Genomic DNA, 14,681 nt, shown 5'->3' with positions numbered 1-14,681 from the left:
ATAACCCTTGCGTCAGACTTTCGGAGGCCGAAAACGGATCAAAGATGAATGACGGCAAGGTCAAGTCGACCGTAATCTCCTTCGCTGTGTTCACTGCGTGGCGGTACGTGGTGGGTTTTCATGATCTGGTCGCCTTGCAGGGTTTCCAGATGGATATCGAAGCCCCACAGGCGATGCAGATGTTTAAGCACTTCGTCAGTGGAGTCTCCCAGCGGTTTGCGATCGTGCTGTTGGTGACGCAAGGTCAGTGAGCGGTCGCCGCGCCGATCGATGCTGTAGATCTGCACGTTCGGTTCACGATTGCCGAGGTTGTATTGCGCGGCCAGTGTTTCGCGGATGATCCGGTAGCCGGGTTCGTCATGAATCGCAGGCACCAACAAGTCGTCCTTCTGATCGTCATCCATGATGCTGAACAGTTTCAGGTCACGGATCACTTTCGGCGATAGATACTGCAGGATGAAACTCTCATCCTTGAAGCTGCTCATGGCGAATTTGATGGTCGACAGCCAGTCGCTCCCGGCAATTTCCGGGAACCAGTGACGATCCTCTTCGGTAGGTTCTTCACACATGCGCCGGATGTCGCGATACATGGCGAAACCCAGCGCGTAGGGGTTGATGCCGTTGTAGTAAGGGCTATCGAAACCTGGCTGAAACACCACGCTGGTGTGCGAGGTGAGAAATTCCATCATGAAGCCGTCGGTAACCAGCCCTTCGTCATACAGGTCGTTCATCAGCGTGTAGTGCCAGAATGTTGCCCAGCCCTCGTTCATCACTTGGGTCTGGCGTTGCGGGTAGAAGTACTGGGCGATCTTGCGCACGATCCGCACGATCTCGCGCTGCCACGGTTCCAGTAACGGCGCGTGTTTTTCGATGAAGTACAGGATGTTTTCCTGCGGCTCGGCCGGGAAGCGTGCGTTGTCCTTGTCGCTGTATTTATCCGCGCCTTTGGGAATGGTGCGCCACAAATCGTTGATCTGCTTTTGCATGTGCTCTTCACGATCCTTCTGCCGACGCCGTTCTTCTTCGGCGGAAATCGGGTAAGGACGTTTGTAGCGGTCGACGCCGTAGTTCATCAACGCATGGCAGGAGTCGAGCAGGTCTTCTACTGCATCGATGCCGTGACGCTCCTCGCACTGCATGATGTACTGCTTGGCAAACACCAGGTAATCGATGATCGAGCTGGCGTCGGTCCAGGTGCGGAACAGGTAATTGCCCTTGAAGAAACTGTTATGCCCGTAACAGGCATGCGCAACTACCAGCGCCTGCATGCAGATGGTGTTTTCCTCCATCAGATAGGCAATGCACGGGTCAGAGTTGATCACGATTTCGTAGGCGAGGCCCATCTGCCCACGGCTGTACGACTTTTCCGTGCTGAGGAAGTGTTTGCCGTAGGACCAGTGGTGGTAGCCCAGTGGCATGCCCACCGAGGCATACGCATCCATCATCTGCTCGGCGGTGATCACTTCAATCTGGTTGGGGTAGGTATCCAGCGCATAGCGGGCCGCGATCCGGGCTATTTCGCGGTCATAGGTCTGGATCAGCTCGAACGTCCATTCGGAGCCGGTGGAAATGGGTTGGCGCTTCTGCTCTTTGGCGGTCATGTCACTAACCTGCGCTGGAAGAGTTCACGGAAGACCGGATAGATATCCCCGGCCGAGACCAGTTGCTGCTGGGCAAAAGTGTCAGAGAAGGCTTCGGCGATGCGTTCGTACTCGTACCACAAGGCCTGATGTTCGCGCGGGGTAATCTCCACATAAGTGTAGTACTGCACAAACGGCATGATCTGGTTGATCAGGATGTCGCGGCAGATTGGCGAGTCATCATTCCAGTTGTCGCCGTCGGAAGCCTGCGCCGCGTAGATATTCCACTCGTTGCTCGGGTAACGCTCGGCCATGATCTCCTGCATCAGTTTCAGGGCACTGGAAACGATGGTGCCGCCGGTTTCCCGTGAATAGAAAAACTCTTCTTCGTCGACTTCCCGGGCACTGGTGTGGTGGCGGATGAACACGACGTCGATCTTGTCGTAGTTCCGTTTCAGGAACAGGTACAACAGGATGAAAAAGCGTTTAGCGATGTCTTTGGTCGCCTGGGTCATCGAGCCGGAGACGTCCATCAGGCAGAACATCACGGCTTTCGAACTGGGGTTGGGCTGTTTGATCAGCAGGTTGTACTTCAAGTCGAAGGTATCGAGGAACGGCACGCGATGGATGCGTGCGCTGAGTTTTTCGATTTCCGCCTCGAGTTCCTGAATATCGCCGAAGTTGTCCGGCTCTTCGCGTCTCAGACGCTCAAGTTCTTCTTTCACTTCACGCAGTTTCGCTCGACTGCTACCGGAAAGGGCAATGCGTCGCGCATGAGCCGAACGCAGGGTGCGGATGATATTGATGCGCGACGGGTTGCCTTCGTTGCTGATCCCGGCGCGCACGGTTTTGAAAGTGTCGGTGCCGCTCAGGTTGCGTTTGACCAGGTTCGGCAGTTCGAGGTCTTCGAACATGAATTCGAGGAATTCTTCCTGAGTGATCTGGAAGACGAATTCGTCCATGCCCTCGCCGGAGTTGCCGGCCTTGCCCGGGCCGCGTCCGCCACCGCCTCCCGGCGGGCGGGCGATGTGTTCGCCGGCGGTGAACTCCTTGTTGCCCGGATGCACCACGGTCTGCTTGCCGCCGCGGCCATGGTGAAGCACCGGTTCGTCGATGTCGCGACCGGGAATACTGATCTGTTCGCCGTGCTCCATATCGGTAATGGAGCGCCGGCTGACCGCCTCTTCGACAGCCTTCTTGATGTGGTCACGGTAACGCCGCAGGAAGCGCTGACGGTTCACCGTGCTCTTGTTCTTGCCATTGAGACGTCGGTCGATCACATAACTCATAGGAAGCCCTCCGGGCAGCTTCAAGTTGTGAGCTTCAAGCTGCAAGTAAAAGCGGGTTCCCGGGCATCAGTGGGTTACGCGCTTTGTTCTTGCAGCTCGTAGCTAGAAGCTTGCAGCTGCTTCACTGCGACTTCCGTACCCGTAGGTACCATTCGGAAAGAAGCCGTACCTGTTTGTCGGTGTAGCCGCGTTCGACCATTCGAGTGACGAAGTCGTTGTGCTTTTGCTGATCCTCCTTGCTGGCCTTGGCATTGAAGCTGATGACTGGCAGCAGGTCCTCGGTGTTCGAGAACATTTTCTTCTCGATGACCACCCGCAGTTTCTCGTAGCTGAGCCAGGTCGGGTTCTTGCCGTTGTTGTTGGCCCGTGCGCGCAGTACGAAGTTGACGATCTCGTTGCGGAAATCCTTCGGATTGCTGATGCCGGCCGGTTTTTCGATTTTCTCCAGTTCTTCGTTCAGTGCGACGCGGTTGAGAATCTCGCCGGTTTCCGGATCGCGGTATTCCTGATCCTGAATCCAGAAGTCCGCGTACAGCACGTAGCGGTCGAAAATGTTCTGGCCGTACTCGCTGTAAGACTCGAGATAGGCGGTCTGGATCTCCTTGCCGATGAATTCGATATAACGCGGCGCCAGGTATTCCTTCAGGTAGCGCAGGTAGCGCTCGCGGGTTTCGGCCTGGAATTGTTCCTGTTCGATCTGCTGTTCCAGCACGTAGAGCAGGTGTACCGGGTTGGCAGCGATTTCATGCGGATCGAAGTTGAAGACCTTGGACAGGATCTTGAAGGCAAACCGGGTCGACAGACCGTTCATGCCTTCGTCGACGCCTGCCGAGTCGCGGTATTCCTGGATCGACTTGGCCTTTGGATCGGTGTCCTTGAGGTTTTCGCCGTCGTAGACGCGCATCTTCGAATAGATGTTGGAGTTTTCCGGCTCCTTGAGGCGCGACAGCACAGTGAACTGTGCGAGCATCTTCAAGGTGTCCGGCGCGCAATGCGCTTTGGCCAGGGAGCTGTTGAACAGCAGTTTGTCGTAGATCTTCACTTCGTCACTGACGCGCAGGCAGTACGGCACTTTGACGATATAGATCCGGTCGATGAACGCTTCGTTGTTCTTGTTGTTGCGGAAGGTGTGCCATTCCGATTCGTTGGAGTGAGCGAGCAGGATCCCGGTGAACGGAATCGCGCCGAGGCCTTCGGTACTGTTGTAGTTGCCTTCCTGCGTCGCGGTCAGCAATGGGTGCAGCACCTTGATCGGTGCCTTGAACATTTCGACGAATTCCATCAGGCCCTGGTTGGCACGGCACAGCGCACCGGAGTAGCTGTAGGCGTCGGCGTCGTTCTGTGGGTATTCCTCGAGTTTGCGGATGTCGACTTTACCGACCAGTGCGGAGATGTCCTGGTTGTTCTCGTCCCCCGGTTCGGTCTTGGCTACGGCGATCTGGTTGAGGATCGACGGGTACAGTTTGACCACGCGGAACTGGCTGATGTCGCCGCCGAATTCGGCCAAGCGCTTGGTCGCCCAAGGCGACATGATGGTGTTCAGGTAGCGCCGTGGAATGCCGAAGTCTTCCTCGAGGATCGCGCCATCTTCGGTGGCGTTGAACAGACCCAGAGGCGATTCGAATACCGGCGAGCCCTTGATGGCGTAGAAGGGCACTTTTTCAATCAGCTGTTTCAGCTTTTCGGCCAGGGACGATTTACCGCCACCGACGGGACCGAGCAGATAAAGGATCTGTTTCTTCTCTTCCAGGCCTTGGGCGGCATGGCGGAAATACGAAACGATCTGGTCGATGCATTCTTCCATCCCGTGGAAGTCTTCAAAGGCCGGATAGCGACGGATCACCTTGTTGGAGAAGATGCGTGACAGCCTCGAATTGGTCGAGGTGTCGAGCAGTTCCGGTTCACCGATGGCCAGTAATAGACGCTCGGCGGCAGAAACGTAGGCGCTCCGGTCTTTTTTGCACAGCTCCAGGTACTCTTGCAGCGAGAGTTCTTCCTGGCGTGTGGACTCGAAGCGTTGTTGGAAGTGGCTAAAGATACTCATGACGTCACCTCGCTCGATACGTGGAGCCGACGCCGGATCACTCAGTCGATGCTGGCAAACAACCGTTTAGGCAGCTGTTTGTTTACCCCCCAGAACACTTTCACGATCGACAATCGTGAAAGTCACTCCCGATGACCCGTGCGCCGGTGTACCGGCTCTCCCCTGTTTTGGATGGCCTGGGCTTAAGGATAGTTGGGAATTCGGGAGGTAAAGGCGAGATACGTAATTAGTTGTGGCAAGACCGTTCGTCTGCCAGCGCGGGCCCACGGCAGCCGGGGCCTGCGCGTGACAAAAAAATTATTCGGTGTTGCCTTGCGCGGTTTCCGCAGGATAAGTCGTACGCCACAGCTCGAAGCCGCCGTCCATGCTGTAGACGTCGGAGAAGCCTTGGCTGATCAGGTAGGCCGCAGCACCCTGGCTGGAGTTGCCGTGATAGCAGACGACGACGGTCGGCGCATCAAGGTCAGCGCCTTGAATGAAAGCGTGCAGGGAATGGTTGTCCAGATGCTTCGAGCCGCTGATGTGCAGGGCGGCGAAAGTCGCCGGGTCGCGCACGTCGACGACGACAGCACCTTGTTCACGCAGGGCCTGGGCCTGTTCCGGGGGGATTCGTTTGAATTCGCTCATGGCGGGTTCCTGTTGCTCGGCTGAAAGCGCAGTCTAACGCGGTGCGCTGACTGGCGAAGTTTCGGGGATAAGTGGTGCGACAGTTGGCGCGAGTCCGCCGTGTTCGTCGCATTTGCACGACAGCCGTTCGCCACTGTCGACATTCATCAGGGTCAGGCTGCCGCCCCAGACACAACCGGTGTCGAGCGCCGAGATACCTGGCTCATGGATATTGCCTTCGAGTGCCGCCCAGTGGCCGAAGATGATGCGCAGGCCTTTGGTCTTGCGAGCCTTGTGCTGAAACCACGGTTTATATCCGGCGGGTGCTGTGTCGAGGCCTTCCTTGCTCTTGAGGTCGAGTTTGCCTTCGGCGGTGCAGAAGCGCATGCGGGTGAAGTAGTTGGTGATGACGCGCAAGCGAGTCACGCCTTTGAGATCGTTGTCCCATTTCGCAGGATCGTTGCCGTACATGCCGTCGAGGTAGGCGAGCAGCATGTTGTCATCTCGCAGGGCCGTTTCGACTTCGGCGGCGCACTTCAGTGCGCGGCTCAGCGACCATTGTGGTGGTATGCCAGCGTGAACCATGGCGACATCGCGCTGCTCGTCGTAGTGCATGAGCTTTTGTTGGCGTACCCACTCCAGCAGTTCCGCGCTGTCTGGGGCATCGAGAATCTCGCGCAGGGTGTCGGACTTTTTCAAACGCTCGATATTTTTAGCCGCTGCCAGCAAATGCAGGTCGTGGTTACCGAGCACGCAGACCAGCGATTCACGCATGCCATACAGAAAACGCAGGGTTTCCAGTGATTGCGGGCCACGGTTGACCAGATCGCCGACCAGCCACAGTCGATCAAGCTTTGGGTCGAACGCCACTTGCTTGAGCAGGCATTTCAGCGGTTCAAGGCAGCCCTGCAGGTCGCCGACGGCATACGTCGCCATCAGTGCAAAGACCCGGGCACGGCGAGGCGGAACGGCTTGATGATGGCGTCGAAATGTTTGCCATCATCGGCGACCATTTCGTAGGTGCCCTGCATGGTGCCGACCTTGGTGGTCATCACTGTGCCGCTGCTGTAGGTGTGGCTTTGGCCAACGTCAATCAACGGTTGCTGGCCAACGACGCCGGCGCCGCGGACTTGCTCTTCATGCCCGTCACCGTCAGTGATCACCCAATGCCGCGACATCAGTCGAGCCGGTAGCTCGCCATTGTTCTGCACAGTGATGGTGTAGGCGAAGGCGAAGCGGTCGTGCTCGGGTTGCGATTGGTCTGCCAGATAGCGGGTGACGACGCTGACATCGACCTGGTAACGGGAATCGGACATGCAAGAGGCCTTAAACGAAGCGGAACGCGGGGCGTAGCTGATGGGGATTCAGTCTAGGCAAGTATCGGGCAGTAAACCAGAGTGGCGTCCTGCCCGATAGCGTTCATCGTTTATCAGTCGGCGGCGGGGGAGGCCGGGACTTGTACCGCGAGCTGGTCGGCCAGACGTACGAACGCGGCCAGATCCAGTTGCTCCGGACGCAAGCTGCCATCGACGCCGGCGGCTTCAATCTCGGCATTGCTGAGCAGTTGCTTGAGAGTATTGCGCAAGGTCTTGCGGCGTTGGTTGAACGCTTCGCGCACCACGCGCTCCAGCAGCTTGTGATCCTTGGCCGGGTGCGGCAGTACGGCGTGCGGCACCAAGCGGACGATGGCCGAGTCGACCTTCGGCGGCGGGTTGAACGCGCCCGGGCCAACGTTGAACAGGTGTTCCACACGGCAATGGTACTGAACCATGATCGACAGGCGACCCCAGTCACCACCGCCAGGGCCTGCGGCCAGACGCTCGACCACTTCTTTTTGCAGCATGAAGTGCATGTCGCGAATGATGCCGGCATTGTTCAGCAGGTGAAAAATCAGCGGCGTGGAGATGTTGTACGGCAGGTTGCCAACCACACGCAGGCTGTTTGGCGCGGCGTTGAGCGTGTTGAAGTCGAACTTCAGTGCATCGCCCTGATGCAGGTTGAAGTTGTCCTTGCCGGCAAACTGCTGGTTGAGGATCGGGATCAGATCCTTGTCCAGTTCCACCACGTCGAGTTGTGCGCCGGAGGACAGCAGGCCGGCGGTCAGTGCGCCCTGGCCCGGTCCGATTTCCAGCAGGCGGTCTTCAGACTTGGCGCTGATGGAGCGCAGGATGCGGTCGATAACGCCGGCATCGTGCAGGAAGTTCTGGCCAAAGCGTTTGCGCGCCTTGTGTTGGTATTGCTCGGTCATAAACGGGTCTCGGCCATCTGGTAGGCGGTTTCCAGGGCGACTTGCAGGCTGCCGGTGTCGATCTTGCCGCTGCCGGCCAGATCGAGGGCGGTGCCGTGATCGACCGACGTGCGGATGATCGGCAGACCAAGGGTCACGTTGACGGCAGCGCCGAAGCCTTTGTACTTAAGCACAGGCAAACCCTGGTCGTGGTACATCGCCAGCACTGCGTCGCAGTGCTCCAGATATTTGGGGGTAAACAGAGTGTCGGCAGGCAGCGGGCCACGAAGGTCCATGCCCTCGCCGCGCAGGCGCTCTAATGTCGGTTCAATGATGTCGATTTCTTCATGGCCCAGGTGGCCGCCTTCACCGGCGTGCGGGTTGAGTCCGCAGACCAGGATGCGTGGCTGGGCGATGCCGAATTTGTGTTGCAGGTCGCTGTGCAGAATCCGCGTCACGCGCTCCAGCCGTTCTGGTGTGATTGCGTCGGCAATCTCGCGCAGGGGCAGGTGAGTGGTGACCAGTGCCACGCGCAAACCACGCGTGGCGAGCATCATCACCACTTGGGCGGTATGAGTCAGGTCGGCGAGGAATTCTGTGTGCCCGGAAAAGGCGATGCCGGACTCGTTGATCACGCCTTTGTGCACAGGCGCGGTGATCATTCCGGCGAAATCACCGTTCAGGCAGCCATTGCCGGCGCGGGTCAAGGTCTCGAGGACGAATGCGGCGTTGGCTTTGTCCAGTTGCCCGGCAACCACGGGGGCGCTGAGCGGCGTATCCCAGACATACAGGCTGCCTGCGGGCGCCGGAGCGTCCGGCCAGTGATCAGGCGCAACATCCAGCAAAGTGACGGCCAGCCCCAGCTGCGCGGCCCGCTCAAGGAGCAAGTCGCGGCTGGTGATGGCAATCAGGGGATGTGGCTGGGCTTGCGAGGCGAGCAGCAGGCACAGGTCGGGACCGATGCCGGCTGGTTCGCCGGGTGTCAGCGCGAAACGCTTGGGTTTCACTGCGCTGCCTGGTCTGCACCAGGGAGTTTGATCTCTACGTACGCTTCGTCACGGATCTGACGCAGCCAGGTTTGCAGCTCTTCGTCGTATTTGCGGTTACGCAGTACGGTCATGGCTTGCTGCTCGCGGGCCTGTTCAGTGCTGTCAGTGGCGCGACGGCCAAGGACTTCCAGAACGTGCCAGCCATATTGAGTCTGGAATGGCTTGGACAGCTGACCTTGTGGGGTCTTGGCCATCACTTCGCGGAATTCCGGTACCAGTGCGTTCGGGTCGATCCAGTTCAGGTCGCCGCCGTTGAGCGCCGAACCCGGGTCTTCGGAATAGCTTTTCGCCAGAGTGGCAAAATCTTCACCGGCCAGAATGCGCTCGTACAAGGATTGAACCAGTGCCTTGGTCTTCGCTTCATCGCGAATCGGGCTCGGCTTAACCAGAATGTGACGTACATGCACTTCGTCGCGCATCTGCGCTTCGCCACCACGTTTTGCCAGCAGCTTGAGGATGATGAAACCACCCGGCGTGCGTGCAGGTTGCGTGATGTCGCCAACAGCCATGCTGCTCAACTCGCGGTCGAACGGCGGAGGCAGTTGCGCGGCTTTACGCCAGCCCATGTCGCCGCCTTCCAGTGCGTTGTCGCTGCCGGACTTGGCAACGGCCATCTGGCCGAAGTCAGCGCCTTGCTTGAGTTGCTGGTAAACCTCCATGGCCTGACGGGCAGCGTTCTGAATCGCTTCAGAGTTGGCGCTTTCCGGCGTCGGGATCAGGATGTTGGCCAGGTGCAGCTCTTCGGACAGTTGCATCTTGCCCAGGTCGGAGGCGAGGAAGTTCTTCACTTCCTGCTCGGAGACCTGAATGCGTTCTGCCACGCGACGCTGACGCACGCGGCTGATGATCATTTCGCGTTTGATCTGATCGCGGGCGTCGTCATAGTTCAGGCCGTCGCGAGCCAGAGCAGCACGGAACTGCTCAACCGACATGTTATTGCGCTGGGCAATGGTGCCGACCGCCTGGTTCAGTTCTTCATCGGTGATGCGGATGCCCGAGCGTTCGCCGATCTGCAGTTGCAGGTTTTCGACGATCAGGCGCTCAAGCACCTGTTGATCCAGTACGCCAGGAGGCGGCAGGCCGCCACCACGCTTGGCGATGGTCTGCTGCACTTCGTGGACGCGCTGGTCCAGTTGGCTCTGCATGACCACATCGTTGTCGACGATCGCTACCACTTTGTCGATGGATTGAACTGCGGCGTTCGCCGCAGTACCCAGGAACAGCGCGCCCAGCATCAGCGGGCGCAGACAATCAGAAAGCTTGGTCTTCACGTTCACGATAACCTTGAATGCCTTTGTCGAGGAAGCTCTCTACCTTGGCGCCAGTGAGGCCGCCGAGTCCCTTCAGAACAATTTGGAGGAAGACGCCATGGTCGCCTTTTTCGTTTTGTGGAGCTTCCTGGCTGAACTCGTCATAGGAAACCCAGTAACGGTTGATCAGACGCAGTTTCCAGCAGCAGTTGTCGTACTCGAAACCACCGAAGGCTTCCAGGGTCCGGTTACGGTTGTAGTCATACTGCCAGCGGCTGATCGCGTTCCACTGTGGAACGATCGGCCAGATAACCGAGAAATCATGCTGCTTGATCTTGTAGTAGTCCTTCACGTAGCCAGGCTGGCCAGGGGTGCCGTAGTCACCACCGCCCACCGACCATTTACCGGTGTTCTGGTCGTAACGAACCTGGTCGTTGCGATAGCGATAGCCGGCGTTGATAACCTTGTTCGGGTTGTCTTCAGGCTGGTAGTGGAACATCGCGCTGCCGGAACGCGGGCTGCGGCTGTCCGGATCCCAGTTGTAGTCGGCCGTGGTGCGCCAGTCGCGGTTCCAGCGGTATTCGTATTCCAGTGCATATGGCGAAACGTTGGACTTCGCATCGTCACGGGTTTTGGCGTCGATGCCTGGGAGTTGAACTTCGCGATCCTTGAAGTACAGAGCCTGGCCGACACTGATGCGTTGACGTTCGAAACCGTCGTCTTCGATCCAGCGGCTGGTCACGCCCAGCGACAGCTTGTTCTCGTCGCCGACACGGTCGGAGCCGGAGAAACGGTTGTCGCGGAATAGCGAGGCGTAGTTGAAGGTGTATTCGCTGGTGTCGAATACTGGAATATCTTCCTGATTCTCCTCAGGTACATAGAGGTAGAACAGTCGCGGTTCCAGTGTCTGACGGTAGTTCTTGCCGAAGAAAGACGTATTACGGTCGAAGTACAGACCGCTGTCGATGCTGGCAATTGGTACGCCACGGTTCTGGTTACTGCCGAACTTGCCGCCTACGTAATCAGTACCTGCCGCAGCTGCGGCATTTTGCTGATCAACGATTTGGGATTTGCCGGTACCGTCCAGATCCAATTGATACTGGGTGTACTGGTACTTGAGCGACGGCTTCAGGAAGCCATAAGTCCAGTTCATTGGCAGACTGACACCAGGCTTCAGGTTCAGACGGTCGCCGTTAGCGCGTGCAAGGCCTTGAACGTTGTTGTCCAGTCTAGGCTCAGTCGTAATACCGTCTTCCTGAGTGAAAGTGCCGGTTTTCAGATCACGATCAAACCGGACAAGCTCCGTCTCGTAATCGAAATTCAAACCTTCCGGGTGATACGGCAGTTGACCATTGAAGGTGATCTGCGGCAGACGACCATACGGAGTGATGTTCGAAACAGTAGCCAATTGGTACTGCTGAGCATTCAAGCGAGCGGTATAGCTGTCGCCACGATAAGTAACCGCGCCCTGCTGATTCACGAAGTCGCTGGATTTCACGCCAATCTGATCGGTCTGCAGATCCTGGAAGTAATAAGGATCGCTGATCTTGGTGTAGTCGACTTCAGTGAGCACGCGGGAGTCAAGACCGCCCTTGTGCTGCCAGTTGTACATGTAACGGGTTTTTTCGTAGTCGGTCTGCTTGCTGCGCTCGGTATCGTCATCGTTCAGATACGCCGCACCGAACTGACCTTCACTCGACTTGGTCAGGTAACGGAATTCGCCTTCCACCAACATGCCACGCTTGCTCATGTAGCGCGGGTACAACGTGGCGTCGTAGTTCGGCGCCAGGTTGAAGTAGTACGGGGTGACCAGCATGAAGCCGGTATCGCTGCCGCTGCCGATGGTCGGCGGCAGGAAGCCCGACTGACGACGGTCGTCGATCGGGAAGTAGATGTACGGCGTGTACAGAATCGGAATGTCTTTTACACGCAACGTCACGTTGGTCGCGGTACCGAAACCGGTGGCCGGGTTCAAGGTGATGTTGTTGCCCTTGAGCTGCCAGGCGTTGCTGTTCGGTTCGCACGTGGTGTACGTGCCGTCCTTCAAGCGGATGATCGCGTTTTCGGCACGCTTGGCGTACAGCGCGTTACCGCGGATACGCGATTTGTGCATCACGTATTCGGCGTTGTCGACCTTGGCTTCACCGGTGTCGAGCTGCACATCGGCGTGGTCGCCGACGATCAGCGCGCCGTTGTCGCGGATACGTACATCGCCATTGAGTTCGGCGCGGCTCTCGGCCTGATACAGGCTGGCCTCGTCGGATTCGACCTGCATGCTGCCCTGACGCAGGACAACATCACCGGCCAGCGTACCGACTTGATCATCGGTGTTATAGCGCGAGGCTTTTGCGCCGATAAAGGTCGGAGCATCGCTTTTGTTCGTCTTGTCATTCATGCCAGGACGAATCGGTTCGATGTAGGCACCAGAGCAGTAAGGCCCGGTCTCGGCCAATTGAGCGGCGGTGAGCTTCTCGCGCGGAACCCAGTCGAGGTGACTGAAGTCTTCGCTACGGGATTTCAAACCGCGGCCCTTGGCTTCGGTGACCAGCGCCGTTTTAGGCGCTGTGTCGGCAGCCGAACCGTTCTCGGTCGCCGCTTCGCCCGTAGCACTGACGGCACTGCCGTCATGCACCGGACGCGGCGGCAACGCAGCAGCGGTTGATTTGGGCGCACAGGCCCAACCACCCGAAGCCGAGACGGAGCAGTCATACTGCTCGGCGGCAACAACGAATTGACTGGCCAGAGGTTGCATAGCCAGCAGACTGCCGGTTACCAACAACGGAAATTTTTTACGAAACGCGGGGGATTTCAATGCCATCTTATTAGTCCGGGCTTCCTGCGTGCCATCTGCCCGCGGTGTGGGCCGCACGCCTCTCGATGGTCTGAAAAAGATGCTGGATAATAAAGCATGACCCGCTTGACGGCTAGCGCCGTCGGAGACCCTTGCAATGCCTGACCAAGATGTACGCTTGCAACACCTGAAAGTTTGGCTCGATGAGCAGTTGGCAATCCTGTTTGCAGATCAGGGCTGGGGCTCCGTGCCCCCGGCCACGTTGACTGCGGCCAGCAGCGACGCGAGTTTCCGCCGTTACTTCCGCTGGGAAGGCGAGGGGCGCAGCTTCGTCGTGATGGACGCGCCACCGCCCCAGGAAAACTGCAAACCGTTCGTGGATATCGCTTTTTTGCTGGCGAAATCCGAAATAAATGTGCCGAAAATTTATGCCGAGGACCTCGAGCGCGGATTTCTTTTGCTCAATGACCTGGGCAACCAGACCTATCTCGACGTGATCGATGGCGAAAATGCCGACGCATTATTCAGTGATGCCCTGCAAGCGCTGCTGGCTTTTCAGCAGTTGCCGATGGTTGCACCGTTGCCGAGCTACGACGTTGCCTTGCTGCGCCGTGAGCTGGAACTGTTCCCCGAGTGGTATGTGAAGCGTGAACTCGGTGTCGAATTTGATTCGACTCAGCAACAGCAGTGGCAGCAGGTTAGTGATCTGCTGATCGACAGCGCACTCGCTCAACCCAAAGTGCTGGTACACCGCGACTACATGCCACGCAACCTGATGCTCAGCGAACCGAATCCCGGCGTGCTGGATTTCCAGGATGCGGTTTATGGCCCGGTGACCTACGACGTGACCTGCCTGTTCAAGGACGCCTTCCTCAGTTGGCCTGAAGAGCGCGTGCGCGGCTGGCTGGAAAATTACTGGCAGCAAGCATCGGCGCTGAACATTCCAGTGCAGCCGGACTTCGAAGACTTCCTGCGCGCCAGCGATCTGATGGGCGTGCAGCGTCATTTGAAAGTTATCGGCATCTTCGCGCGCATTTGTCATCGTGATGGCAAGCCGCGTTACCTGGCCGACGTGCCACGTTTCTTCTCCTATATAGAAGCGGTGATTGCGCGTCGTCCTGAATTGGCCGAACTGCAAGCGCTGTTCACCAGCCTGCGGGGTGGAGCAACAGCATGAAGGCAATGATTCTGGCGGCAGGCAAAGGCGAGCGCATGCGTCCGCTGACCCTGACCACGCCGAAACCACTGGTGCGTGCCGGCGGTGTTCCGTTGATCGAATATCACCTGCGCGCTCTCGCGGCCGCAGGATTCAACGAGATCGTGATCAACCACGCCTGGCTCGGTCAGCAGATCGAGGATTATCTGGGTGACGGCTCGCGATTTGGTGTGAGCATTCAGTACTCGCCCGAAGGCGAGCCACTGGAAACCGGCGGCGGGATTTTCCGGGCGCTGCCGATGCTTGGCGATGATGCGTTCCTGGTGGTCAACGGTGATATCTGGACCGATTATGACTTCAGCGTCCTGCACCAGCCGATCAACGGACTCGCGCATCTGGTCCTTGCGGACAACCCGACGCATCACCCGAACGGTGATTTCACGTTGGCCGACGGCCAGGTGATCGATGGCCAGCCTGATGCTGCAACCCTGACCTACAGCGGCATCGCTGTGCTGCATCCGCAACTGTTCGATGGCTGCGCCGACGGCGCGTTCAAGCTGGCACCGCTGCTGCGCAAAGCCATGGCGGCTGGCGAAGTGAGTGGCGAACGCCTGAAAGGGCACTGGGTCGATGTCGGTACGCATGAGCGTCTGGCTGAAGCTGAAACATTGATAGAAGCGAGTCGCTGA

The 14,681-nt window shown here is 58.1% G+C and carries 12 protein-coding genes; 2 read left to right on the top strand and 10 right to left on the bottom strand.

All coding sequences use genetic code 11. From position 1 onward, the window contains the following. Positions 1–38: 38 nt before the first annotated feature. The 10 genes from HU754_RS27465 to HU754_RS27420 form a co-directional block, all read right to left on the bottom strand. The gene (locus HU754_RS27465; protein ID WP_093441957.1) at positions 39–1,601 is read right to left on the bottom strand and encodes a SpoVR family protein; all 1,563 of its coding nucleotides are present in this window, start codon (positions 1,599–1,601) and stop codon (positions 39–41) included. Further along, a complete protein-coding gene (locus tag HU754_RS27460) occupies positions 1,598–2,869 on the bottom strand; it encodes a YeaH/YhbH family protein (protein WP_007910114.1) in 1,272 nt (423 codons plus the stop codon). The genes HU754_RS27465 and HU754_RS27460 overlap by 4 nt, the downstream gene beginning before the upstream one ends. A gap of 121 nt (positions 2,870–2,990) precedes the next feature. After that, positions 2,991–4,913 carry a PrkA family serine protein kinase gene (locus HU754_RS27455; protein ID WP_007910115.1) on the bottom strand — a complete coding sequence of 641 codons (1,923 nt, stop codon included), beginning with the start codon at positions 4,911–4,913 and terminating at the stop codon, positions 2,991–2,993. Positions 4,914–5,210: 297 nt separating this feature from the next. After that, complete coding sequence (gene glpE, locus HU754_RS27450) at positions 5,211–5,540, bottom strand: thiosulfate sulfurtransferase GlpE (RefSeq protein ID WP_150793318.1); 330 nt, start codon at positions 5,538–5,540, stop codon at positions 5,211–5,213. Between the two features lie 33 nt (positions 5,541–5,573). Continuing rightward, on the bottom strand, positions 5,574–6,455 hold the full coding sequence (locus tag HU754_RS27445) for a symmetrical bis(5'-nucleosyl)-tetraphosphatase (RefSeq protein ID WP_186619884.1): 882 nt from the start codon (positions 6,453–6,455) through the stop codon (positions 5,574–5,576). Next, positions 6,455–6,835, bottom strand: a complete 381-nt coding sequence (apaG, locus tag HU754_RS27440) for a Co2+/Mg2+ efflux facilitator ApaG/CorD (protein WP_186619883.1) — start codon at positions 6,833–6,835, stop codon at positions 6,455–6,457. The genes HU754_RS27445 and apaG overlap by 1 nt, the downstream gene beginning before the upstream one ends. Positions 6,836–6,948: 113 nt before the next feature. After that, positions 6,949–7,767 (bottom strand): 16S rRNA (adenine(1518)-N(6)/adenine(1519)-N(6))-dimethyltransferase RsmA, encoded by an 819-nt coding sequence (gene rsmA / locus HU754_RS27435; RefSeq protein WP_093441939.1) that lies wholly within the window; start codon positions 7,765–7,767, stop codon positions 6,949–6,951. Further along, the gene (pdxA, locus tag HU754_RS27430) at positions 7,764–8,753 is read right to left on the bottom strand and encodes a 4-hydroxythreonine-4-phosphate dehydrogenase PdxA (protein ID WP_093441935.1); all 990 of its coding nucleotides are present in this window, start codon (positions 8,751–8,753) and stop codon (positions 7,764–7,766) included. Before pdxA ends, rsmA begins: the two co-directional genes overlap by 4 nt. Further along, the gene (surA, locus tag HU754_RS27425) at positions 8,750–10,072 is read right to left on the bottom strand and encodes a peptidylprolyl isomerase SurA (RefSeq protein WP_186619877.1); all 1,323 of its coding nucleotides are present in this window, start codon (positions 10,070–10,072) and stop codon (positions 8,750–8,752) included. Before surA ends, pdxA begins: the two co-directional genes overlap by 4 nt. Beyond that, on the bottom strand, positions 10,047–12,863 hold the full coding sequence (locus tag HU754_RS27420) for an LPS-assembly protein LptD (RefSeq protein WP_186619875.1): 2,817 nt from the start codon (positions 12,861–12,863) through the stop codon (positions 10,047–10,049). The genes surA and HU754_RS27420 overlap by 26 nt, the downstream gene beginning before the upstream one ends. 130 nt (positions 12,864–12,993) lie before the next feature. Between HU754_RS27420 and HU754_RS27415 the strand changes: the two genes are divergently transcribed. Together HU754_RS27415 and murU are read left to right on the top strand one after the other, a co-directional pair. Next, a complete protein-coding gene (locus HU754_RS27415; protein ID WP_186619874.1) occupies positions 12,994–14,013 on the top strand; it encodes an aminoglycoside phosphotransferase family protein in 1,020 nt (339 codons plus the stop codon). After that, a complete protein-coding gene (murU, locus tag HU754_RS27410) occupies positions 14,010–14,681 on the top strand; it encodes an N-acetylmuramate alpha-1-phosphate uridylyltransferase MurU (protein WP_186619870.1) in 672 nt (223 codons plus the stop codon). The genes HU754_RS27415 and murU overlap by 4 nt, the downstream gene beginning before the upstream one ends.

It is taken from the genome of Pseudomonas zeae (assembly GCF_014268485.2).
Lineage (GTDB): Bacteria > Pseudomonadota > Gammaproteobacteria > Pseudomonadales > Pseudomonadaceae > Aquipseudomonas > Aquipseudomonas neuropathica.
This window is presented reverse-complemented; position numbering and strand designations above follow the sequence as displayed.

Excerpts from the sequence above, each read along its gene's own strand:
- HU754_RS27465 (WP_093441957.1), bottom strand. The coding sequence starts at position 1,601 with ATGACCGCCAAAGAGCAGAAGCGCCAACCCATTTCCACCGGCTCCGAA.
- HU754_RS27460 (WP_007910114.1), bottom strand. The coding sequence starts at position 2,869 with ATGAGTTATGTGATCGACCGACGTCTCAATGGCAAGAACAAGAGCACG.
- HU754_RS27455 (WP_007910115.1), bottom strand. The coding sequence starts at position 4,913 with ATGAGTATCTTTAGCCACTTCCAACAACGCTTCGAGTCCACACGCCAG.
- glpE (WP_150793318.1), bottom strand. The coding sequence starts at position 5,540 with ATGAGCGAATTCAAACGAATCCCCCCGGAACAGGCCCAGGCCCTGCGT.
- HU754_RS27445 (WP_186619884.1), bottom strand. The coding sequence starts at position 6,455 with ATGGCGACGTATGCCGTCGGCGACCTGCAGGGCTGCCTTGAACCGCTG.
- apaG (WP_186619883.1), bottom strand. The coding sequence starts at position 6,835 with ATGTCCGATTCCCGTTACCAGGTCGATGTCAGCGTCGTCACCCGCTAT.
- rsmA (WP_093441939.1), bottom strand. The coding sequence starts at position 7,767 with ATGACCGAGCAATACCAACACAAGGCGCGCAAACGCTTTGGCCAGAAC.
- HU754_RS27420 (WP_186619875.1), bottom strand. The coding sequence starts at position 12,863 with ATGGCATTGAAATCCCCCGCGTTTCGTAAAAAATTTCCGTTGTTGGTA.
- HU754_RS27415 (WP_186619874.1), top strand. The coding sequence starts at position 12,994 with ATGCCTGACCAAGATGTACGCTTGCAACACCTGAAAGTTTGGCTCGAT.
- murU (WP_186619870.1), top strand. The coding sequence starts at position 14,010 with ATGAAGGCAATGATTCTGGCGGCAGGCAAAGGCGAGCGCATGCGTCCG.